Genomic DNA, 19,801 nt, shown 5'->3' with positions numbered 1-19,801 from the left:
GAGGGCGTACTCCCGGTCATGTCGTGGAGTGATTCAGGGCAGGGGTGATCAGCCCGGCGACGTGAGCGGTGACGTCAGGTGGGGGCTTGCAGAAGGGGAGGTGTCAGGAGGCGGAGACGCCGAGGGCGGGGAGGATCACGGCGTCGATGTAGGAGGCGAGGAAGGCCCGGGTGGGTGGCTGTTCGTCCAGCAGTACGGTCGTGGCGAAACCGCCGACCATCATGTGCACGAGGAAGTCCAGGGCCGGGCAGTCCGGTCTGATCTCCATCCGGTCGACGGCGCGTTGCAGCACGCGCCGGAACTCGGCCATCTCCGGTTCGATCAACTGCCCCCGGAACGCCTGGCGCAGGTCCGGGTTCCGGTGCAGCGCCATGGCCACCCCCCGCATCAGCGCGGAGTTCTGTTCCATGGTGCAGTCGTCCTCGCGGGTCAGCAGGCAGTGCAGGTCACCGCGGATCGACCCGGTGTCGATGTCGGCGATCTTCCCCGGCTTGTTGTGCCGGATGGCCTTGACGACCAGCTCGGCCTTGCCGCCCCACTGGCGGTAGAGCGTCGCCTTGCTGGACCGGGTACGGGCGGCCACGGCGTCCATGGTGAGGGCGTCGTAGCCGACTTCGCGGAGCAGGTCGAGCACGGCCCCGTACAGCTCGGCCTCGCGCTCGGGAGTGATCCGGCTGCGGCGCGCCGTCGCGGCCTCGGCCATCTCCCTCACCCCCTCCTCCGTGACGGTCACGGTCGTCACGGTCATGGACAACACGGTCTGCTTGTGTGTCGAAGATAACCCATCCCCACTAGCGAAACGAAACGGTTTCGTACGTGTCCTCGGTCACGGTTGTCAGTTCCCCGTAAGGCCGCTGCCCGCGCCCGTCACGAGTTGCTGCGCCACCGTCCCCGGAAAAGCATGGACAGGGTGAGCTATCTGCGTTTTCCGCACCTCCACGCCGACCTGCTGTGCTTCGTGGCCGAGGACGACCTCTGGCTGGCGTCGCCGGCCGACCCGGGCCGCGCCCGGCGGCTCACCGTCGACCGCACCAAGGTCTCCCACCCCCGCTTCTCGCCCGACGGCCGCCACATCGCGTACACGAGCTGGCGCAGCCTCCTGCCGGAGGTGCACCTGGTGCCCGTGACGGGGGGTCCGGGGCGGCAGCTCACCCACTGGGGTTCGCTGGACACCCGGGTGTGCGGCTGGGCGCCGCCGGACGAGGACGGCGGGTCCGCCGTGCTCGCCGTCACCTCGCAGGGCGAGCCGTTCTCCCACCTGACCTGGGCGTACAAGATCTCCTGCGACGGCGATCCCGGCCGCAAGCTGCCCTGGGGACCGGTCTCCGACCTCCAGGCCGCCGAGATCGACGGCGAGCGCAGGACCCTCCTGCTCACCGGCACCCCTCCGCACGAACCCGCCGCCTGGAAGCGCTACCGGGGCGGCGCCACCGGCCGCCTCTGGCTGCACGGGCAGCGACTGCTGGAGGGCCTGGACGGCCATCTGCACTCCCCCATGTTCGTCGGCGGCCGGATCGCCTTCCTCTCCGACCACGAGGGCGTCGGCAACCTGTACTCGTGCGCGTACGACGGCTCCGGCCTGCGCCGCCACACCGACCACGACGCCTTCTACGCCCGGCACGCGGCGAGCGACGGCACCCGCGTGGTCTACCAGTGCGCGGGCGAGCTGTGGATCGTCGACGACCTCGCACCGGACTCGGTGCCGCGCCGGCTCGACGTACGGCTGGACGGTGCGCGGGCGGGACGGCGTACGTACCAGGTGCCCGCCGCCCAGCACGTGGCCGGCGTCTCCGTGGACGAGACGGGGCGGGCCAGCGCGGTGGTGGTGCGCGGCAGCCTGTACTGGCTCACCCACCGGGACGGTCCGGCCCGCACCCTCGCCGACACCCCGGGGGTACGGGTGCGGCTGCCGGAGATGCTCGGCGCCAGCGGGCGGGTCGCCTACGTCACGGACGCCGAGGGCGAGGACGCCGTCGAGATCGCCCACCTGCCGCGCGCCACCGGGGGGCGGGCACCGAGGCGGCTGGCCTCCGGGAAGATCGGCCGCGTCCTGGAGACGGTCTCCGACCCCCAGGGCGAACGCCTGGCCCTCGCCACCCACGACGGCCGGCTCCTGCTGCTCGACGTCTCCGACACGGATGAGGAGGCGGGGGGTGGGACGGGGTTTGGTCTGGGGGCTGGGGCGGGGTTCGGCGTGGGAGCCGACGCGGAGGCCGGGACGGGGGCTGGCGTGGGGACCAGCACAGGGACCGGTACGGGGCCGGACGCGGGGACCGGGACAGGCCCGGACGCGGAGTCCAGCACGGAGACCGGCACGGAAATCAGTACAGGGGCCGACGCGGAGACCAGCACACAGACCAGCACAGGCACAGGCACAGGCACAGGCACCGTGCCGGACGCGGTGACCGACGTGGGGACCGGCACCGCCTCCGGCACGGAACCCCGCACCGGAACCCACGGCCTCACCGAGCTGATCCGCTCCGTCAACGGCCCCGTGCGCGACCTCGCCTTCTCCCCGGACGGGTGCTGGCTGACCTGGTCCCACCCCGGCATCGGCCGCACCCTCCGGCAGATCAAGATGGCCCGGATCGGCGGCCGGGCGGACGGCCCCGTCGTCATCGACGTCACCGACGGCCGCTTCGAGGACGAGAACCCCGTCTTCACCCGCGACGGCCGCTACCTCGCCTTCCTGTCCTGGCGCGGCTTCGACCCGGTCTACGACGTGCACACCGGCGACCTCTCCTTCCCGCTGGGCTGCCGCCCCTACCTGGTCCCGCTCTCCTCGGCCACCCCCTCCCCCTTCGCGCTGAACCCGGAGGGCCGCCCGGCCGCCGGCGGACTGGACCCCGTGGAGGAGGGGACCGGCGAGGGCGGCGCGGTGACCGTCGAGGTGGAGGGCCTGGCCAGCAGGGTGACGCCGTTCCCGGTCACCGCGTCCAAGTACTCGGCGCTGCACCCGGTGGACGGCGGCGGACTGGTCTGGCTGCGCTGGCCGATCTCCGGCGCGCTCGGCGAGACCTTCGCCAACCCGAACGACCCCAGCGAGCGGCCCACGCTGGAGCACTTCAGCCTCGCCAAGGCACGCAAGTCCGAACTCGTCGACCACCTGGACTGGTTCTCGGTCAGCGGCGACGGCACCCGGCTCGTCGTCCTCGACGAGGGCGACCTGCGGGCCGTACCCGCCACCGAGCCCGGCGACGGCGACTCGACCACCTGGATCGACGCCCGCCGCATCCTGCACCAGGTGGACCCGGGCGCCGAGTGGCGGCAGGCGTACGCGGAGGCCGGCCGGCTGACCCGTGCCTTCTTCTGGGAACCGGGCATGTGCGGCATCGACTGGGACGCGGTACTGGCCCAGTACCGCCCGCTGGTGGAGAAGGTCGCCACGCCGGACGACTTCGCCGACCTGCTGCGCGAGGTCCTGGGCGAACTGGGCACCTCGCACGCCTATGTCGCCGCCGCCCGCCGCAACGAGGGCCCGGCGCACTACCAGCGCCTCCAGGGCCTGCTGGGCGCCGATTTCACCTGCCGGGACGGCCGCTGGACCGTGCGTCGGGTGCTGCCCGGCGACTCCTCCGACTCCAAGGCCCGCTCCCCGCTGGCCGGCACCGGCATCCGCGAGGGCGCGGCCCTCACCCACGTCGACGGCCGCCCCGTGGACCCGGCCGCCGGGCCCTTCCCCCTGCTGGCGGGCGCGGGCGGCACGACGGTGGAGCTGACCTTCGTACCGGCCGAGGACGGCCCCGCCCGCCGGGTCGCCGTCGTCCCGCTCGTCGACGACCGGCCGCTGCGCTACCAGGACTGGGTGGCCAAACGCCGGGAGGTGGTGAGGGAGTTGAGCGGCGGGCGGTGCGGCTACCTGCACATCCCGGACATGGGCGGCTCGGGCTGGGCGCAGTTCAACCGGGACCTGCGGATGGAGGTGTCCCGGCCCGCGCTGATCGTGGACGTGCGCGGCAACGCGGGCGGGCACATCAGCGAGCTGGTGGTGGAGACGCTGAGCCGCACCATCCTGGGCTGGGACCTGACGAGGAACGCGCAGCCGGTGTCGTACGCCTCCAACGCGCCGCGCGGGCCGGTCGTGGCCCTGGCGGACGAGGCGACTTCCTCCGACGGCGACATGATCACGGCGGCGTTCAAGCTGCTGAGGCTGGGGCCGGTGGTCGGGCAGCGCACCTGGGGCGGGGTGGTCGGCATGACCGGCCGGCACCGCCTCGGCGACGGCACGGTGATCACGGTGCCGATGAACGCGGCCTGGTTCGACGCGTACGGCTGGTCGGTGGAGAACCGGGGCGTCGACCCCGACGTGCCGGCCCTGCGCACCCCCCTGGACTGGGCCGAGGGCCGCTACCCGGTGCTGGACGAGGCGGTCCGGCTGGCCCTGCGGCTGCTGGAGACCGAGCCGCCCGCCACCCCGCCCGGCCTCCACGACGTACCGGACCGCTCCCGTCCGCCGCTGCCGCCCCGGGACCAGAACCGGGACCAGAACCGGGACCAGAACCGGGACCAGAACCGGACGTAAAGGGGGCGCCCCCCGTTCGAACGGGGGGCGCCCCTGCGGCCGTCAGCGGCGCGTCAGGCTTCGCGGTCCCGGCGGGAACGCTCCGACGGCTCCTGGTGCAGCGGCTGGTCCATGCCCTCGTCGTCGTCCCGACGACCCGCACGGTCCTGCATCCGGTCGCGGGCCTGCTCGGCCTTCTGCCGGCCCTGCTGTTGCATCCGCTCGGTCTTCTCCTGGAACTGGTCCTTCATACCCATGTGGGTTCACTCCTGGGTGAGATCGGACCCTGCCGGCGACTGTGCCGGCCGGGCCCGATCAGGTTCACACGGGCGGTGACCGTCCGCATGTCGATCAGTCACGGAGCGTGGCGCGCTGCTGCTCGTCGGCCGCGCCACCCGCTCCGACCAGGCCCTTGCCGACGCCGGAGAGCCGGTCGCCGAACCGCCGCATCTCCCGCTGCCCGACGGTGCCGATGAGCCCGGGGAGGTAGCCGCGCACGCCCTGCATGCCGCGCAGCCACCACTGCCCGTAGACATGCGTCCGGCGCCGTTCGATGCCCTCGACGAGCCGGTCGACCGCAGGGCCCAGCGGGTATGTCTTGTTCGACGGCCAGGGCAGCCGCTGCCGCAGCTCCCGCATCACGTCGTCCTGGTCGGCGCCGCGCACCATGTCGGTGTCGGTCCAGGAGAGGTAGCCGACGCCGACCTTCACGCCGCGGTGCCCGACCTCGGCGCGCAGGGCGTGCGCGTACGCCTCCACGCCCGACTTGGAGGCGCAGTACGCGGACATCATCGGGGCGGGCGTGAGCGCGGCCAGCGACGCGATCTGGAGCAGGTAGCCACGGGTCTCCAGGAGCGCCGGCAGGAAGGCGCGGCCGGTCACCGCCGAGCCGATCAGGTTGACCTCGACGACCCGCCGCCAGGAGACCGGGTCGGAGTCGACGAATGGGCCGCCGGTGGCGACACCGGCGTTGGCGACGACGATGTCGACGCGGCCGAACCGTTCCTTCACCTCACCGGCGACCCGGGCCATCACCTCGTGGTCGGTGACGTCGGCGTGCCAGATCTCGCTCTCCCCGTGCAGCCGGCCGGCGACCTGCTTCAGCCCGTCCGGCTCCAGCCCCACCAGCGCCACCCGCACGCCGCGCACGGACAGCTTGCGGGCCAGCAGTTCCCCGACGCCGCGCGCCGCTCCGGTGACGACGGCGACCCGTCCCTCCAGGCTCACCCTGCTCATGCGCTCTCCTCGGCAGCTACGGGTAGGTGGGTCTCGGCGAGTGTGCGTATCTTCGCGGTGATGAGGTCCGGGGCCTCCAGAGGCGTCATGTGACCGACCCCGGGCAGTTCGGTGAGGCCGACGGGGCGGGGCAGCGCGGCGGCCAGCTCGCGTGCGTGCACCGGCGGGGTCAGCCGGTCGGCGGTGCCGACGACCACCTCGACCGGGACCGTCAACTCCCGTATGCCGTGCTCCAGATCGAGCCGGTCCAGCACCCGGGACCAGGCGTGCCGCACCCCGCGCGGGCAGGCGTGCACGATCCGGGCGCACGCCTCCACCATGTCCGGCGCCGAACCCCGGCCCATCGTCCCGTACTTGAGGACGCGCCGGGCGGCGGGCGTGACCGGTCCGAGCGGTGCGCGGGAGCCGAGGACGCGCCGGGTCAGCCAGGTCCGTACCGGCCCCGCCGGCAGCGGCAGCACCGTCGAGGAGGCGACCAGCCGCGCGGCGCCCGTGCTGCACAGCAGGACGGCGGCCACGTGCTCGCGCACCGCGGGGCGGGCGCCGGCGGCGAGGACGGTCATCCCGCCCATGGAGTGCCCGGCGACGACGGCCCGTTCGCCGGGGGCGAGGGTGGCGTCCAGTACGGCTTCGAGGTCGTCGGCGAGGGCGTCGGTGGTGCAGGCGGGGCTCGCCGGGCTGCGGCCGTGCCCGCGCTGGTCGTAGGCGATGACCCGGTGGCCGTCGGCGGCCAGGGCCCGTATCTGCGCGGCCCAGAAGGCGGTCGAGCAGGTCCAGCCGTGGGCGAGGACGACGGCGGGGGCTCCCTGGGGCCCGCCGTGCACCTCTACGTGCAGCCGGGCGCCGTCGGCGGACACGGCGGTCAGCTCACGGACGGGGACGGGCGGCGCGTACGCTCCGGAGGCGACGGCGGACATCCGGCTCACGCGCCCACCTCCGCGCTCCGCTCGGCCGGCGCCTGGTGCGCGGCGGGGCGCAGGACGTCGTACTCCGCGAGATCCACGCGCCGGGTCGCGCGCCGGAACTCGGTGGTCGTACCGGGCCAGATGGTGGTGTTGCGGCCGCTGGCGTCCAGGTACCAGCTCGTGCAGCCGCCGGTGTTCCACACCGTCCGCTTCATCCGCTCCTGCACCCGCCGGTTCCAGGCGTCGACGGCGGCGGGCCGGGCGTCGAGGGCGGCCCGCCCGCCCAGCACGCGCAACTGCCGCAGATAGTCGGCGAGGTAGTTCAGCTGGGACTCGATCATGAGGATCATGGACGTGTTCGCGAGGCCGGTGTTGGGCCCGATGACCGTGAGGAAGTTCGGGAACCCGGCCGCCGAGGCGCCGCGCAGCGCCTCCATGCCGCTCTTCCAGCTCTGGGCGAGGGTGTGCCCGTCCGCGCCGACGACGCGCTCCGCGATCGGCATGTCGGTGACGTGGAAGCCCGTCCCGAAGATGATGACGTCGGCCTCGGTCTCGGTGCCGTCGGCGGCGACGAGGGTGGAGCCGCGCACCTCGCTCAGTCCGCTCGCGACGACGTCCGTGTTCGGCCGGGCGAGCGCCGGATAGTAGTCGTTGGACAGCAGGATGCGCTTGCAGCCGATGCGGTAGTCGGGGGTCAGCTTGGCGCGCAGGGCCGGGTCCTTGATGGCGCGGGCCATGTTGCGTTTGGCGAGGAGTTCGACGAACCCGAGTTCCTCGGGGTGCTTGGTGAACGCCTGCACCTGGAGTTCCCGGATGCCCCACAGCAGGCCCCGGCGCAGCCGCGTGGTGGCGGGGAGCGTCCGGTGCAGGAAGCGCTCGGCGCCGCTGATCGGCCGGTCCATGCGGGGCATGACCCAGGCGGGGGTGCGCTGGAACAGCGTCAGCCGGGCGGCCTTGGGCTGGACGGCGGGTATGAACTGGATGGCGGAGGCGCCGGTGCCGATGACGGCGACGCGCTTGCCCGTGAGGTCGTGGTCGTGGTCCCAGCGGGCGGAGTGGAAGACCTTGCCGGGGAAGGAGTCCAGCCCCGGGATGTCCGGGATCTTCGGGTCGGACAGCGGCCCGGTGGCGGAGACGACGACGTCGGCGGTGAGGCGCCCGCTCGCGGTCTCGATCTCCCACCGCAGCTCCCGCGCGTCCCAGGTCATCCGCCGCACCTCCGAGTGGAAGCGCAGGTGCGGGCGCAGCCCGAAGGTGTCGGCGACGTGCTCCAGGTAGGCGCGGATGTGGCGCTGCCCGGAGAAGGTGCGCGGCCACTCCGGATTGGGCGCGAAGGAGAACGAGTACAGGTGTGACGGCACGTCGCACGCGCACCCCGGATAACTGTTGTCCCGCCAGGTCCCGCCGACCTCGCCCGCCCGTTCCAGGATCACGAAGTCCGTGATCCCCTCCCGGCGCAGCCGCACGGCGGCACCCAGCCCGCCGAACCCGGACCCGACCACCGCGACCCGTACATGCTCGTGCTCGGTCATCCCGACGCCTCCACGCACCGCCGTAGACTCTGCCAGTGAACACTGGCGCAATGGGGAGCGTAGAACAGCGTCCTACCGATGGGTAGGGGTCGGGGAAAAGAAAGTTACCGGCGGTACGCCGTAAGGTCGGGGCGTGACGGACAAGCGCGAGTACCGCATGGAGGAGCTGGCCCGGCTGGCCGGCATCACGGTGCGCACCCTGCGCTTCTACCGCGAACGCAAACTGCTCCCGCCGCCCCGCCGCGAGGGCCGCATCGCCTGGTACGACGACCACCACCTGGCCCGCCTGCGCACCATCTCGGCGCTGCTGGAACGCGGTCACACCCTCAACGGCATCGCTGAGCTGGCCGACGCCTTCGACCACGGCCGCGACGTCGGCGACCTGCTCGGCCTCGGCGAGCCCACCGAGGAGACCCCGGTCCGCCTCACCCCCGAGGAACTCGCCGACCGCTTCCAGGGCCAGGACACCCCGGAGAACCTCGCCGCCGCGATGGACCTCGGCTACCTGGGCACCGACGGCGACGAGATCGTCCACATAAGCCGGAGCCTGCTGGACGCCTCCACGGCCCTGGTCCGCGAGGGCGTCCCGCTCGCCGAGGTCCTGGCCGCCGGCCGCCGCGTCCGCACCCACGCCGAGGCCCTGGCCGGCCTCTTCACCGACCTGGTCCTGCGCCACGCCTCCGAGGCCGACCTGCCCCGGCTACGGCCGCTGGCGCGGAGCGTGGTGGAGGCGGAACTGTCGCTGGCGCTGGACCGGCGGCTGCGGAAGGGGGAGGGGGAAGAGGAAGGGGCGTAGGCGGGGGCGGGGTCCGGGGGGGGACCCGCCGCTGACGGACGTCGACGTGGCGGGAGCCGTCGGCGCACACCAGCGCTCGCGGCTCACCCCGGGCGCAGCCCACATACACCACCGCCACCCGCGACCGCTCGCGCGCCTCTCGCGCGGTTCAGGCGTCGAAACGGCCGCGTGCGCCCTCGATGTGGCCGAGGTGCTGGTGGGTCCAGCCGCAGATGGCGTCGACCGCGGCGAGCAGGCCCCGGCCCGGCTCGGTGAGGGTGTACTCGACCCGCGGCGGCACGGTGGGGTGCACCTTCCGGTCGACCAGGCCATTGCGCTCCAGCATGCGCAGATTCTGGGTGAGCATCTTGTGGCTGACGCCCTCGACCTCGTTCCGCAACTCGCTGAAGCGCAGGGTGCGTTCGCCGAGCGCCTCGATGATCAGGAGCGCCCACTTGTTGGCGACGTCCGAGAAGATCTCCCGGGCCAGGGAGTCCGCGCGCCGCAGATCGGCGTCCTCGGGCAGGCCCTTGAGCAGTCGCTTGGTCACCATGAGGTTCCTCAGTCACCGAAAAGTGCGTTCTTCCAGGTCAACCCTGACTCTCTTACAGTTCCCGAGTAACCACAAGAGAGCAGCCAGGAAAGGGCGAGAACCGTGGCCACCATGGATGTCTTCCAGTACGACGTGCCGGCCGAGAGCGACTTCGGCTACGCACAGGCGATCAGGTCCGGCGAACTGATCCACGTCTCCGGACAGCTCTCGTTCGACGAGGCGGGCGAGTTCCGTCACGCGGACGACTTCGCCGCCCAACTCGCGCGGACCTACGTCAACATGGACAGGGTCCTGGACCACTACGGGGCCACCCGGAACCAGGTCGTCTCGCAGACCGTGTACGTGGTGAACCTGCGGCGCAACGCCGCGACGGCGGCCAAGGGCAATCTCGGGTACTTCGGCGACCACCGCCCGGCCAGCACGGTCCTGGGCGTCACCGAACTGACCATGCCCGGCCAGGTCGTCGAGATCAGCTTCGTCGTCGACACGAGGCTGCCCGCTTGAGGGCTCGAATCCGTCCTGTGGACAGCGGCGGTCGTTGTCACAATGAGTGGCCCATCGACGCGTTCACGGAGCTGACCATGCGAAGATCCGCTGTCCTGTCGGCCGTTGCCGCCGCCCTGGCCGTCCCGTTGGCGGCACCCGCGGCCGATGCCTCGGCCGGTACGCAGGTGACCGAGGTCGTCTGTCAGGATCTGTCCGCGTTCCCGGAGTACATCCGTCACATCTTCCTCAGTCCGGACACTCCCACGGCCGTCGAGGACTTCGACGAGCACCCGGAGAGCCTCAGCTGCTACGAGTGGTCGGGGTCGGCTCCGGCGACGGTGTCGTACTCCATCAGCTACGTCATGAACGGAACCGACCATCCGGACGGTGCGACAGGCATCCTCACCATGGGGCACGGCTTCGGGTGGAGCCCCGTCATGCCGGGCTATGTCTACCGGGCGAGTTTCACGCTCGTTCCCTGACGCGACGCCGCCCTCACCCCCTCGGCCGGCGCGGCGACCGGATCGACGAACGTCGCCCGAGCGGGGTGCGGCACGTCGCCGGCGCGCACCGGCCGCCGGCTAGGGCCGCTCGTAGACCACCGTCACCGGCGCGTGGTCCGACCACCGCTCCTCGTGACGGGCGGCCCGCTCGACGAAGCCCTTGACGGCACAGGCGGCCAGCCCGGGCGTGGACACGTGGTAGTCGATGCGCCACCCCGCATCGTTGTCGAAGGCCCGCCCCCGGTACGACCACCAGGAGTACGGCCCCTCGCCCTCCGGGTGCAGCGCCCGCACGACGTCCACGTATCCGCCCTCGGCCGGGTCGAGCACCCGCCCCAGCCACTCCCGCTCCTCGGGCAGGAACCCGGAGTTCTTCCGGTTCGCGCGCCAGTTCTTGAGGTCGGCCTCCTGGTGGGCGATGTTCCAGTCACCGCAGACGACGACCTCCCGCCCGTCGGCGGCGGCCCGCTCGCGCAGCTCCTTGAGATAGGCGAGGAACTCGCCCATGAACCGGACCTTCTCGTCCTGCCGCTCGGTGCCGACCTCGCCGGACGGCAGGTAGAGAGAGGCGACCGTCACACCGGGCAGGTCGGCCTCCACGTACCGCCCGCTGCCGTCGAACTCCGACGACCCGAAACCGACCCGCACCCGGTCGGGCTCACGGCGCGTGTAGAGGGAGACCCCGGCCCGTCCCTTGGCCGCGGCGGGCGCGTGCGTGACGTACCACCCCTCGGGCTCCCGGACACCCTCGGGCAGCTGCTGCGGCTCGGCCCGCACCTCCTGGAGGCACAGCACATCGGCGGAGGTGGCGGCGAGCCACTCGACGAAGCCCTTCTTGGCGGCGGCACGGAGACCGTTGACGTTGACGGTGGTGACGGTGAGCATTCGGGAAGGGTACCGGGCGGGGCTTTCGAGAGATATTGACTCACATACTGTGGCCAAAGGGTTTCAGCATGTGTATTCCGCGTGGTCGATGCCACGCTCCCACACCGTCTCGAACGCGTCGGAGCACAGCTTGACCACGCCAGGGTCCTCGCTGAACTCCTTGGGCGGGTCAGCCCAGTCACCGTCCCCGGTGAAGAGGTTGAACTGAATCAGGCGACCGTCCAGCAGCCAGAAGTCCGCTCCCGGCGGAGCCACGTCCAGGGCCCGCCGACGGGGCAGCCAGCGCACCAGCTCACCCGCCTCGATATTCAACGAGGTGGCGGCGTGCTCCCACCGGATGTAGTCCGTCACGGGTTCGGAAACGATCCGTGCCCGACGCATCACCACGCCACGACCAACCGCCTCCCGCACGATCCCCAGCCACTCGGGCCACCACCGCGCCGTCGGGTCGAGATCGACGCGACCGGTACGACTGAACTGCTCGAACTCCTCGGCCTCGGCTCCGACGCCGTACGCGTCACGCATCTCCAGGTGCACCGCGCTGCGGCGCGTACCGGACAGCAGCTCAGCGAAGCTCGGCACACCGTTCTGCGACATCCTGCGCCTCTCTCTTCCGTCATGTCCGGGAGTCCACAGATCGCCGGGCTCGGGCGATCACACCCTGCGCGTCCGTCCCGTACACCGCGGACTCCCGAAGCGTGTTCCAGACACGCAGGTACGTGGCCACCGCGTCGGAGTCGTCCAGCCACAGCTCCGCGTGCCAGTCCTCCGCGATGACCAGTTCCTCGTCCAGTACCCAGAACCCGTTCGCGGCGGGAACCCGCAACGATGCTGAAAGGGGGATGATCCCCAGCTCAACGGTGTCCATTCCGACCGTCCCTGTCAGCCGGTCCAACTGAGCCCTGAGCACGGACGGCGGGCAGACCAACGCGTGCAGCGCGGCCTCCCACACCAGCGTGTGAAGTCGCCGGCCGCCACGGTAGAGCCACGCCTGCCGCTCCAGCCGCGCACGGACCGCGTCGTCGGCGTCCCGCGCCGTCCCGAACAGGTCGGCGTACCGCAGGAAGATGTGCCGGGCGTAGTCGGCGGTCTGAAGCATGCCGGGGACCACGGACTCTTCCCAGGCGTGGATGGTGTGCGCCCTGTCGACGGCGGCATTCCACGTGTCCTGGACGGGGCGGTGGCCCGCGGCGAGCTGGCGACGCCACGAGCGGATGTGGGACTCGAAGCCCTTGAGGCGTACATCGAGTTCGGCGAAGGTGTCGGGTCGGCCGACGGCCTGCGCCCACGACCGCAGATCGTCGCTGGTCGCGGTCTGCCGGCCGCCTTCCAGTTTGTAGACCTTGGAGTGCGGCCAACCGATCCGCCGGGCGAGCTGTGTGCCGGTCAGCCGACCACCAACGGCCGAGAGGCGCAACTCCCGCAGCCGCATGCCGAGTGCCTCCCGGGCCCGCTGGTAGTCCGTACTCACCGCTGTCCGGTCAGCTCCTCGTCCCCAGTCGCGCCGCGAAGACGTCGTACGGCGCGGACGCGTGGACCGCGGCGTCGCGGACCTGGCAGTAGCGCAGCACTTCAGCGGGCTCGGTCACGATCTCCGCGTCGCGGAAGACATCCTGGTCGTCGAAGCGGAGGATGGCGACGAGCCGGCTGTCGAAGATCCAGAAATCTTCCGCAGGCAGGCGAACCCGTTCGGCGTCTTCCCGCCACAGGTTGCGCGCGTCCTCACCCGTGGCGGCATTGCACCGCGCGTAGGAGAGCAGGAACAGCTGACCCTCGGTCGGTGGCCGGTCGACGACCCGGGCGCGTCCGACGTATTTCCCGGCCGCCGTCTGCCGCGTGATGTTCCGGCACCAGTCGCTGTCCAGGTCCATCGGCGCCGTGCCGGTGCGCAGGAACTCCGCGTAGGCCGGGTCCTCTCGGTCCGACGCGTAACCGGAACGGGTTTCGAGATGCCACGCCGAGTGCTCGAAGTGGTCGAAGAGACGACCGAACTCCTCCAAGTCGATGATCTCCGGCACGCGATACACCTCCTTCGGCCCGTGATGCACGAGCAACTCCCGTGGTACGGCCACCGCAACATCGCCCTCACCGAGGTAGCGGAGCTGGGCCACGTCCTCGGGATCTGTGACCGGCCGTCCCTGGACGATGATTTCACCGCTGTCCAGGTCCTCATGCACGGCCGGGCACCCGCCGTTCTTGCTGTCCGTCCCGTGGAACCTCAGTCGCCGCGCCATGAACCCGCTCCCTCCATCGATGACACCTGCTGCGAACAGCCTTCACGGCTCGGCGCCCTGGTTCCACGGGGCATGCCAGTCTCCATGAGACCACTCGAGAACAGTCGGACAGTCTGCGAGAACAAACGAGAACATCTCATGGCGTCCCGCAGGATCACGGCCATAGCGTCCTGGACATGGAAACCGCATCGCAGTCGCACCAGTCGCACCAGTCGCAGTACATCGATCCTTTCGCGGCCGTGGAATTCTTGAGGGCGGCACTCGACGAGGTCGGCATCGTTCTGCCGTCACTCGCCGTCGACCCGGCTTCCCCGGCCCTTCACCTCATCGACCTCGGCCGGGTCCGAGCCGACGTGGCTCTGCGCCTCGCGGACTCCCTCGGCGGCGGACAGGCGAGTACGCACCATCCAGTGAGCAACGCCTGAAACAAGTGCGAATCCTGGACTCGATCAGGTCGGCCAGCTGCATGTAGGGAGGCGGCCGGACTCGTGGTCGAGACTCACGGCTCGGGTCGGTCCGCAGACGGATCGTCGACGACGAACGACCCCTTGCCCCGCACCGTCACGATCAGCCCCCGCTTGCCGAGCAGCTGAAGAGCGGCCCGGGCCGTCGGGCGCGACACCGCGAACTCCTCACAGATGGCGGCCTCGGAGGGGACTCTGCGACGGGGTGCGTACATCCCGTCCGAGATGCGGGCGGCGAGTATCGCGGCGATCTGCTCGTACAGGGGCTCAGGTCCTTCGAGATCCACGGTCATATAACGACCCTATTTGCCCTGTAACGATGCCTCTTGTCATACACGTACAGGTGACAACACATGACAACACCTAACAAGCCAATCTACGCTCCTTCTACGCGAAGACCCCGGCGAGGTTGTGGGACCTCCCGGGGCACGGCCACCAGCTACTGAGGAGCTGACGACATGCGCATTATCCACGCGCTGCTGAACGTACTGCTGCCCGCGACGGGCCAAAGACGAGCCGGAACGACAACCGCACCCATCACCCCCTGCTCCCTCGCGCGGCAGCGCGCCCGCATGCGCCACCACCGGGGCGCCGCCCTCCCCGGAGGCGGCCTGTGAACGCCGGCACTCCACCCGAGCCGGGCCAGTCCCGCATGACCATCACCACCTACCGCGTCACCCGGGAAGGACACCGGTCCAGCGGGACCACGACCCGCGTCTACGCCGCCGCCGGTACCCCTTACTCGATCCCCGACTCCCTGACCTGGCCGCCCTGCCGCTGCCACCTCTGCCGGAGCCGCAGGGCGCGGTAACCCCGTGAGGCACACTGGACGATGTCCCGCACCCGCCCGCATACACACCCGGCAGGAAAAATGGAGATACGCCCCGTCCCCTTCGACCACCCCGACGCCGTGAAGCTCAACGACGAGGTCCAGGCCGAGTACGCCCTCCGCTACGGCGACGACGGCGACGCCACCTACCTGGAGCCCTCGCACTTCGCGCCGCCGAACGGCCTCTACCTCATCGCGTACGACGAGGGCGACGTGCCGGTGGCGACGGGCGGCTGGCGCTCCCAGGAGGCCAACGAGGAGAACTACCGGGACGGGGACGCCGAGCTGAAGCGGATGTTCGTGATCGAGCAGATGCGCGGGCGGGGGCTGGCCCGCCGCATCCTGGCCGCGCTGGAGGCGGACGCCCGCGCGGCGGGCCGGAAGCGGATGGTGCTGGAGACCGGGACCAAGCAGCCGGAGGCGGTGGCGCTGTACCTCTCCAGCGGGTACGAGCGCTGCGAGAACTTCGGCTACTACCGCTTCCACGAGGAGAGCCTCTGCTACGCCAAGGCCCTGTAGGTCCGAGGCCGTCGATTGCATCGGGGTAACTCATCAAGTCAGATACTTGCACTTGATGTTAAGAAGTGAACTCCCTAGCGTTCTCGGCATGAACCTCACCGTCCTCGCGGCCTCCGGCCGCACCGGCATCGCCCTCACCCGGCAGGCACTGCGACGTGGTCACACGGTGACCGCCATCGCGCGCGACCCCCGCCGCATCCCCCTGCCCGACACCCCCGCACTGCGCAGGGTGACGGGAGACGTGAACGACGCGGCGAGCATCGCCGCCGTCGTGGACGGGGATTCCGTGGTCCTGTCCGCCCTCGGCACGGACCGGGCCGGGACTCTCCTGACCGGCGCCCGGGCCGTCGTCGCCGCCGGTCCGCGGCGCGTCATCTGGCTCGGCGCCTACGGCACGGGCCGGTCGGCCGCGGCGGCGGGAGCGGGCGCGGGCATGCTCGCCGAGGTGCTGGGCGACCGGCTCCCGGACAAGGTCGAGGCCGACGACACCGTGCTCGCGGCCGGCGGCACCGTCTTCCACGCCGGGATGCTCACCGACGGCCCGGAGAGCCTCCGCCGGCGCACGGTCGGCCTGGACGCCGCGCCGCCTTTCGACCTCGGCGCGAAGGTCAGCCGGGAGACCGTCGCCGCGGCGATGCTCGACGAGGCCGAGGAGCCCCGCTTCCCCGGCGCCGTGGCCCTGCCGTTGGCCGCGTAGTCAGCCGGCGGTGATCTCCTCGAACGACGCCCGGACCTGTTCGCGCAGCCAGCCGTGGGCGGGGTCGGAGTCGTAGCGCTGGTGCCAGTTGCAGTTGACCGTCGCCGCCGGGAACGCGATCGGCAGCGGCCGGGTGAGGAGCCCGAACGCCTCGATGAGCGGCCGGCCGAGCACTTCCGTACAGGTGACCAGCGCGTCGCCGCGGGCGGCGATCCGCAGCGCCGTGGACAAGGTCGCCACCGCCGCGACCACCTGGCGCCGCAGGCCCGCGGCGGCCAGCGCGTCGTCGACCGGCGCGGTGAGCCGGCCCCGCCGGGAGACCACGACGTGCGGCTGGGCGGCGTAGGCGGCCAGGTCGAGGCCGTCGGCGCACGGGTGGTCCGCGCGCATCGCCACGACCAGCCGGTCCTCGCCGAGCGGCTCGGACCGGAACTCGGGCAGGGCGGGCTCGCCGCCACCGAGTTCCAGGTCGACCCGGCCGTGTCTGAGGTCGTCGGTGTCGACCGGGCCCTCCGACAGCACCCGCAACCGCACCCCCGAGGCCCGCTGCTGGACCCTGCCGACCAGGACCGGTACCAGTGACGCGGCCACCGCGTCGTGACACCTGATCGTGAACGTGCGGTCCAGTTCGGCCAGGTTCAGCTCACGGACCGGCGAGAGCACCGCACGCGCCTGCCCGACCAGCCGGTGCACGTCCTCCCGCACCGACACCGCGTACGGGGTGGGCGTCATCGAGTGCCCGGTGCGCACCAGGATGTCGTCCCCGGTGACGGCCCGGAGCCGGCCGAGGGTACGGCTGACCGCCGGGGAGGACAGGTTCAGCCGCTCGGCCGCGCCCATCACACTGCCCTCTTCGAGCAGGGCGTCCAGCACGGTCAGCAGATTCAAGTCCACGTGCATAGAAGCACACCGTAACAACAGACAGATCCACTTCGGTCGATTCCCAGGAGCCTCCCATGAGCCCGAACCCGAGCCCGAACCAGGACCCGAACCCGAGCCCGAACCAGGACCCGCTGGCCGCCGTCACCGTCGCCGCCGTCCGCCGCGCCGGCACCCGGATGATGACGCGCTGGTCCACCGGGTCCCGCCCGCCCGGACTCCCCGAACTGCTCGCGAGCCTCAAGGCCAACGACGCGGCCGTGGCCGACACGCTGCGCCCGGCGCTGGCCGAGGCGCTGCCAGGCGCCGGCTGGCTCGACGACGAGCACGGATCGGGGCCGCTGCCCTCGGGCGAGTGGTGGCTCGTCGACCCGGTCGGGGGCAACGTCAACGCCGTGCACGGCATGCCCGACTGGAACATCGGCGTGAGCCTCGTCCGGGACGGGCGCCCGGTGCTGGCGGTGGTCCACTTCCCGGTCCTCGACGAGACGTTCACCGCGACCGAGGGCGGCGGGGCGTTCCTCAACGGTGTACGGCTGCGGGTCTCCGCGAAGACGTCGCTGGACGGCGCGCTGGCCGGAACGGGCCAGGCCAAGCCGGGTCACGACCCCGAGCCGGCCCGGCGGACGGGCGCCGCGTTCGCCGCGATGTCGGACTCCGCCCTCCATGTGCGCGTCTCCGTACCGGTGACCCAGCAGCTCGCCCAGGTCGCCGCGGGCCGGATGGACCTGCACTGGCAGTTCGACAACGTCCGGTCCCACGTGGCGGGTGTGCTGCTGGTCCAGGAGGCCGGCGGCGTCGTGACCGACCTCGACGGCAGGCCCTGGGAAGCGGCGAGCGAGAACTACCTCGCCGCCGCGCCGGGCGTGCACGCCGCCGCGCTGGAGATCCTGACCGCCTGAGGCCCTACGCCCGCAAGAACGCCAGCACCGCCAGCACCCGCCGGTGGCTGTCGTCGGCGGGCGGCAGGTCCAGCTTGGTCAGGATGGACCCGATGTGCTTGCCGACGGCCGCCTCGGACACCACCAGCGTCCGGGCGATCGCCCCGTTGGACTTGCCCTCCGCGACCTGCGCCAGCACCTCCCGCTCGCGCGGGGTCAGCCGGGCCAGCGGGTCCCGGCGGCGGCGCAGCAACTGCCGTACCACCTCGGGGTCGACGACCGTGCCGCCGGCCGCGACGCGCGTCAGGGCGTCCACGAACTCCTCGACCTGGCCGATCCGGTCCTTGAGCAGGTACCCGACGCCGGTGCCGTCCCCGGAGTCGAGCAGTTCGGCGGCGTAGGCGCGCTGCACGTACTGGCTGAGCACCAGCACCGGCAGTCCGGGCCGCTCCGCGCGCAGCGTCACGGCGGCCCGCAGCCCCTCGTCGTGCAGCCCCGGCGGCATCCGTACGTCCGTCACCACCACGTCCGGCCCGTGCTCCCCGGCCGCGGTGACCAGGGCGTCCGCGTCCCCGACCGCCGCGACGACCTCGTGCCCGAAGCGGGTGAGCAGGCCGATGAGCCCCTCCCGCAGCAGCACGCTGTCCTCGGCGAGGACTATCCGCAAGGGTCGGTCGGCCGGCAAGGGAGCTCCACTCGCAGCAGGGTCGGTCCGCCCGGCGGGCTGGACAGGGAGAGTGTGCCATCGAGGACCGACACCCGGTCCGCGAGTCCGGTCAGTCCGCTGCCGCCGGCCGGGTCCGCGCCGCCGCGCCCGTCGTCACCGATCTCCAGCCACAGCCGTCCGTCCGCGTGCCCGCCGCGCACCGTCGCCCGCGCCGCGCCGCTGTGCTTGGCCACGTTGGCCAGCGCCTCGCACACCACGAAGTACGCGGCGCTCTCGACGGGCCGCGGCAGCCGCCCGGGAACGGACAGCTCCAGGTCCACCGGTACCGGGCTGCGGTCGGCGGCGTCGGCGACGGCGGCTTCGAGCCCGTAGTCGGCCAGCACCTTGGGATGGATGCCGTGGATGAGTTCGCGCAGGTCGGCCAGGGCCAGCTCGGCCTCCCGGTGGGCGCGGGCGAGCTGCTCGGCGAGGGGAGTGCCGGGCGGGGCGTCGAGGCGGGCGAGGCCCAGGGCCATCCCGAGGGCGACCAGCCGCTGCTGGGCCCCGTCGTGCAGGTCCCGTTCGATGCGCCGGCGCTCCGCCTCGAAGGCGTCGACAAGGCGGGCCCGGGACCGGACGAGTTCGGTGACCCGGTCGCCGCCCCGCGCCGTCAGCAGCGCCCGCGCCAGCTCGGCCCGCGCCCCCGCCAGCACTCCCAGGGCGTAGGCCCCGGCGGCCAGCAGCACCAACCCCAGCCCGGCGGCCACCGAGGCGGCCGGCCAGCCGTCCACGAGCCAGACCTTCAGCACCTTCGCCTCGCCGCCGACGGCCACCAGCACCGGCGCGGCGACCATTGACAGGGGCAGGAACACGCAGGTCAGGACGGCCGCCGCGTCCAGCGGCCACAGGACGAGGCCGAGCAGCAGCGCGTACGCCAGCTCCCGCCAGGTCGCCGCCTCCCGTACCCGGGTGGTCAGCCACGCGGGCAGTCCCGGCCGGCCGGGCACCCGGTGCTGCCCGGCGAACACCGGCCCCACCCCCGCCAGCCGCAGCCGCCGGCGCTCGACGGCGGCCACGGGTATCCCGGACAGCGCGGTCAGCCCCAGCACCGGGAACCCGAGCAGTACGACGGCCAGGGCGCCCCCGACCACCACCCCGCCGGCGAGCACCACCAGGACGACCGCCCCGAACAGCGCCCCGCTCACCAGGTACGCGACCGCCCGCCAGGGCCACCCCGACCCCAGGTATCCGCGCCTCGCGAGCGCCCCCCACATCG

The 19,801-nt window shown here is 72.1% G+C and carries 24 protein-coding genes; 10 read left to right on the top strand and 14 right to left on the bottom strand.

From position 1 onward, the window contains the following. Positions 1-103 precede the first annotated feature (103 nt). A complete protein-coding gene (locus tag J7I94_RS08005; protein ID WP_215166246.1) occupies positions 104-703 on the bottom strand; it encodes a TetR/AcrR family transcriptional regulator in 600 nt (199 codons plus the stop codon). 198 nt (positions 704-901) lie between these two features. Between J7I94_RS08005 and J7I94_RS08000 the strand changes: the two genes are divergently transcribed. Beyond that, entirely contained in the window at positions 902-4,522 is a 3,621-nt protein-coding gene (locus tag J7I94_RS08000) for a S41 family peptidase (protein WP_215166229.1), read from the top strand. A 53-nt stretch (positions 4,523-4,575) separates the two neighbouring features. Here J7I94_RS08000 and J7I94_RS07995 read toward each other — a convergent pair whose 3' ends face one another. From J7I94_RS07995 to J7I94_RS07980, 4 genes are all read right to left on the bottom strand, one after another. Next, positions 4,576-4,758: a hypothetical protein gene (locus J7I94_RS07995; protein WP_215166228.1), complete on the bottom strand. Its 183-nt coding sequence runs from the start codon at positions 4,756-4,758 to the stop codon at positions 4,576-4,578. Positions 4,759-4,852: 94 nt separating this feature from the next. Next, entirely contained in the window at positions 4,853-5,737 is an 885-nt protein-coding gene (locus J7I94_RS07990) for an SDR family oxidoreductase (RefSeq protein WP_215166227.1), read from the bottom strand. Next, on the bottom strand, positions 5,734-6,663 hold the full coding sequence (locus J7I94_RS07985) for an alpha/beta fold hydrolase (protein ID WP_215166226.1): 930 nt from the start codon (positions 6,661-6,663) through the stop codon (positions 5,734-5,736). Before J7I94_RS07985 ends, J7I94_RS07990 begins: the two co-directional genes overlap by 4 nt. Continuing rightward, positions 6,660-8,174, bottom strand: a complete 1,515-nt coding sequence (locus tag J7I94_RS07980) for an NAD(P)/FAD-dependent oxidoreductase (RefSeq protein ID WP_215166225.1) — start codon at positions 8,172-8,174, stop codon at positions 6,660-6,662. Before J7I94_RS07980 ends, J7I94_RS07985 begins: the two co-directional genes overlap by 4 nt. A gap of 133 nt (positions 8,175-8,307) precedes the next feature. Here J7I94_RS07980 and J7I94_RS07975 point away from each other — a divergent pair, with 133 nt between their 5' ends. Beyond that, positions 8,308-8,970, top strand: coding sequence for a MerR family transcriptional regulator (locus tag J7I94_RS07975; RefSeq protein WP_215166224.1), 663 nt, complete (start codon positions 8,308-8,310; stop codon positions 8,968-8,970). A gap of 148 nt (positions 8,971-9,118) precedes the next feature. Here the strand turns inward: J7I94_RS07975 and J7I94_RS07970 are convergent, their stop codons facing one another. Further along, complete coding sequence (locus J7I94_RS07970) at positions 9,119-9,502, bottom strand: helix-turn-helix domain-containing protein (protein ID WP_215166223.1); 384 nt, start codon at positions 9,500-9,502, stop codon at positions 9,119-9,121. Positions 9,503-9,604: 102 nt separating this feature from the next. Between J7I94_RS07970 and J7I94_RS07965 the strand changes: the two genes are divergently transcribed. Further along, on the top strand, positions 9,605-10,006 hold the full coding sequence (locus tag J7I94_RS07965; RefSeq protein ID WP_215166222.1) for a RidA family protein: 402 nt from the start codon (positions 9,605-9,607) through the stop codon (positions 10,004-10,006). Positions 10,007-10,083: 77 nt separating this feature from the next. After that, complete coding sequence (locus J7I94_RS07960; RefSeq protein WP_215166220.1) at positions 10,084-10,470, top strand: hypothetical protein; 387 nt, start codon at positions 10,084-10,086, stop codon at positions 10,468-10,470. A gap of 99 nt (positions 10,471-10,569) precedes the next feature. Here J7I94_RS07960 and J7I94_RS07955 read toward each other — a convergent pair whose 3' ends face one another. The 4 genes from J7I94_RS07955 to J7I94_RS07940 all read right to left on the bottom strand — a co-directional run bounded on the left by J7I94_RS07955 (position 10,570) and on the right by J7I94_RS07940 (position 13,610). Continuing rightward, a complete protein-coding gene (locus tag J7I94_RS07955) occupies positions 10,570-11,376 on the bottom strand; it encodes an exodeoxyribonuclease III (protein WP_215166218.1) in 807 nt (268 codons plus the stop codon). 63 nt (positions 11,377-11,439) lie between these two features. Next, positions 11,440-11,973: a DUF6879 family protein gene (locus J7I94_RS07950; RefSeq protein ID WP_215166217.1), complete on the bottom strand. Its 534-nt coding sequence runs from the start codon at positions 11,971-11,973 to the stop codon at positions 11,440-11,442. Between the two features lie 19 nt (positions 11,974-11,992). Beyond that, a complete protein-coding gene (locus J7I94_RS07945) occupies positions 11,993-12,847 on the bottom strand; it encodes a helix-turn-helix transcriptional regulator (protein WP_215166215.1) in 855 nt (284 codons plus the stop codon). Between the two features lie 10 nt (positions 12,848-12,857). After that, the gene (locus J7I94_RS07940; protein WP_215166214.1) at positions 12,858-13,610 is read right to left on the bottom strand and encodes a DUF6879 family protein; all 753 of its coding nucleotides are present in this window, start codon (positions 13,608-13,610) and stop codon (positions 12,858-12,860) included. Positions 13,611-13,786: 176 nt separating this feature from the next. Here J7I94_RS07940 and J7I94_RS07935 point away from each other — a divergent pair, with 176 nt between their 5' ends. Beyond that, the gene (locus J7I94_RS07935) at positions 13,787-14,035 is read left to right on the top strand and encodes a hypothetical protein (RefSeq protein ID WP_215166213.1); all 249 of its coding nucleotides are present in this window, start codon (positions 13,787-13,789) and stop codon (positions 14,033-14,035) included. Between the two features lie 74 nt (positions 14,036-14,109). Here J7I94_RS07935 and J7I94_RS07930 read toward each other — a convergent pair whose 3' ends face one another. Then, the gene (locus J7I94_RS07930) at positions 14,110-14,367 is read right to left on the bottom strand and encodes a GntR family transcriptional regulator (protein ID WP_215166211.1); all 258 of its coding nucleotides are present in this window, start codon (positions 14,365-14,367) and stop codon (positions 14,110-14,112) included. Between the two features lie 165 nt (positions 14,368-14,532). Here J7I94_RS07930 and J7I94_RS07925 point away from each other — a divergent pair, with 165 nt between their 5' ends. From J7I94_RS07925 to J7I94_RS07910, 4 genes are all read left to right on the top strand, one after another. Further along, positions 14,533-14,691, top strand: coding sequence for a hypothetical protein (locus tag J7I94_RS07925; protein ID WP_215166210.1), 159 nt, complete (start codon positions 14,533-14,535; stop codon positions 14,689-14,691). Next, a complete protein-coding gene (locus tag J7I94_RS07920; RefSeq protein ID WP_215166208.1) occupies positions 14,688-14,885 on the top strand; it encodes a hypothetical protein in 198 nt (65 codons plus the stop codon). Before J7I94_RS07925 ends, J7I94_RS07920 begins: the two co-directional genes overlap by 4 nt. Positions 14,886-14,945: 60 nt before the next feature. Then, complete coding sequence (locus tag J7I94_RS07915) at positions 14,946-15,422, top strand: GNAT family N-acetyltransferase (RefSeq protein WP_215166207.1); 477 nt, start codon at positions 14,946-14,948, stop codon at positions 15,420-15,422. A gap of 88 nt (positions 15,423-15,510) precedes the next feature. After that, positions 15,511-16,119 carry an NAD(P)-dependent oxidoreductase gene (locus J7I94_RS07910; RefSeq protein WP_215166206.1) on the top strand — a complete coding sequence of 203 codons (609 nt, stop codon included), beginning with the start codon at positions 15,511-15,513 and terminating at the stop codon, positions 16,117-16,119. Here J7I94_RS07910 and J7I94_RS07905 read toward each other — a convergent pair whose 3' ends face one another. Beyond that, positions 16,120-17,019 (bottom strand): LysR substrate-binding domain-containing protein, encoded by a 900-nt coding sequence (locus J7I94_RS07905; RefSeq protein ID WP_215166205.1) that lies wholly within the window; start codon positions 17,017-17,019, stop codon positions 16,120-16,122. It abuts the gene before it with no gap. Between the two features lie 56 nt (positions 17,020-17,075). Between J7I94_RS07905 and J7I94_RS07900 the strand changes: the two genes are divergently transcribed. After that, positions 17,076-17,900 (top strand): inositol monophosphatase family protein, encoded by an 825-nt coding sequence (locus J7I94_RS07900; RefSeq protein WP_215166203.1) that lies wholly within the window; start codon positions 17,076-17,078, stop codon positions 17,898-17,900. Between the two features lie 4 nt (positions 17,901-17,904). Here the strand turns inward: J7I94_RS07900 and J7I94_RS07895 are convergent, their stop codons facing one another. Both J7I94_RS07895 and J7I94_RS07890 read right to left on the bottom strand, forming a co-directional pair. After that, positions 17,905-18,564: a response regulator transcription factor gene (locus J7I94_RS07895; RefSeq protein ID WP_215166202.1), complete on the bottom strand. Its 660-nt coding sequence runs from the start codon at positions 18,562-18,564 to the stop codon at positions 17,905-17,907. After that, a complete protein-coding gene (locus J7I94_RS07890) occupies positions 18,537-19,799 on the bottom strand; it encodes a sensor histidine kinase (RefSeq protein ID WP_215166245.1) in 1,263 nt (420 codons plus the stop codon). The genes J7I94_RS07895 and J7I94_RS07890 overlap by 28 nt, the downstream gene beginning before the upstream one ends. Positions 19,800-19,801 lie beyond the last annotated feature (2 nt).

The organism is Streptomyces sp. ISL-12, from assembly GCF_018614415.1.
Classification (GTDB): Bacteria; Actinomycetota; Actinomycetes; order Streptomycetales; family Streptomycetaceae; genus Streptomyces.
Note: the sequence above shows the minus strand (reverse complement) of the source record. Positions and strands in the feature narration are given on the sequence as shown.

Excerpts from the sequence above, each read along its gene's own strand:
- J7I94_RS08005 (WP_215166246.1), bottom strand. The coding sequence starts at position 703 with ATGGCCGAGGCCGCGACGGCGCGCCGCAGCCGGATCACTCCCGAGCGC.
- J7I94_RS08000 (WP_215166229.1), top strand. The coding sequence starts at position 902 with ATGGACAGGGTGAGCTATCTGCGTTTTCCGCACCTCCACGCCGACCTG.
- J7I94_RS07995 (WP_215166228.1), bottom strand. The coding sequence starts at position 4,758 with ATGGGTATGAAGGACCAGTTCCAGGAGAAGACCGAGCGGATGCAACAG.
- J7I94_RS07990 (WP_215166227.1), bottom strand. The coding sequence starts at position 5,737 with ATGAGCAGGGTGAGCCTGGAGGGACGGGTCGCCGTCGTCACCGGAGCG.
- J7I94_RS07980 (WP_215166225.1), bottom strand. The coding sequence starts at position 8,174 with ATGACCGAGCACGAGCATGTACGGGTCGCGGTGGTCGGGTCCGGGTTC.
- J7I94_RS07970 (WP_215166223.1), bottom strand. The coding sequence starts at position 9,502 with ATGGTGACCAAGCGACTGCTCAAGGGCCTGCCCGAGGACGCCGATCTG.
- J7I94_RS07960 (WP_215166220.1), top strand. The coding sequence starts at position 10,084 with ATGCGAAGATCCGCTGTCCTGTCGGCCGTTGCCGCCGCCCTGGCCGTC.
- J7I94_RS07955 (WP_215166218.1), bottom strand. The coding sequence starts at position 11,376 with ATGCTCACCGTCACCACCGTCAACGTCAACGGTCTCCGTGCCGCCGCC.
- J7I94_RS07950 (WP_215166217.1), bottom strand. The coding sequence starts at position 11,973 with ATGTCGCAGAACGGTGTGCCGAGCTTCGCTGAGCTGCTGTCCGGTACG.
- J7I94_RS07940 (WP_215166214.1), bottom strand. The coding sequence starts at position 13,610 with ATGGCGCGGCGACTGAGGTTCCACGGGACGGACAGCAAGAACGGCGGG.
- J7I94_RS07935 (WP_215166213.1), top strand. The coding sequence starts at position 13,787 with ATGGAAACCGCATCGCAGTCGCACCAGTCGCACCAGTCGCAGTACATC.
- J7I94_RS07930 (WP_215166211.1), bottom strand. The coding sequence starts at position 14,367 with ATGACCGTGGATCTCGAAGGACCTGAGCCCCTGTACGAGCAGATCGCC.
- J7I94_RS07925 (WP_215166210.1), top strand. The coding sequence starts at position 14,533 with ATGCGCATTATCCACGCGCTGCTGAACGTACTGCTGCCCGCGACGGGC.
- J7I94_RS07915 (WP_215166207.1), top strand. The coding sequence starts at position 14,946 with ATGGAGATACGCCCCGTCCCCTTCGACCACCCCGACGCCGTGAAGCTC.
- J7I94_RS07910 (WP_215166206.1), top strand. The coding sequence starts at position 15,511 with ATGAACCTCACCGTCCTCGCGGCCTCCGGCCGCACCGGCATCGCCCTC.
- J7I94_RS07905 (WP_215166205.1), bottom strand. The coding sequence starts at position 17,019 with ATGCACGTGGACTTGAATCTGCTGACCGTGCTGGACGCCCTGCTCGAA.
- J7I94_RS07900 (WP_215166203.1), top strand. The coding sequence starts at position 17,076 with ATGAGCCCGAACCCGAGCCCGAACCAGGACCCGAACCCGAGCCCGAAC.
- J7I94_RS07890 (WP_215166245.1), bottom strand. The coding sequence starts at position 19,799 with ATGTGGGGGGCGCTCGCGAGGCGCGGATACCTGGGGTCGGGGTGGCCC.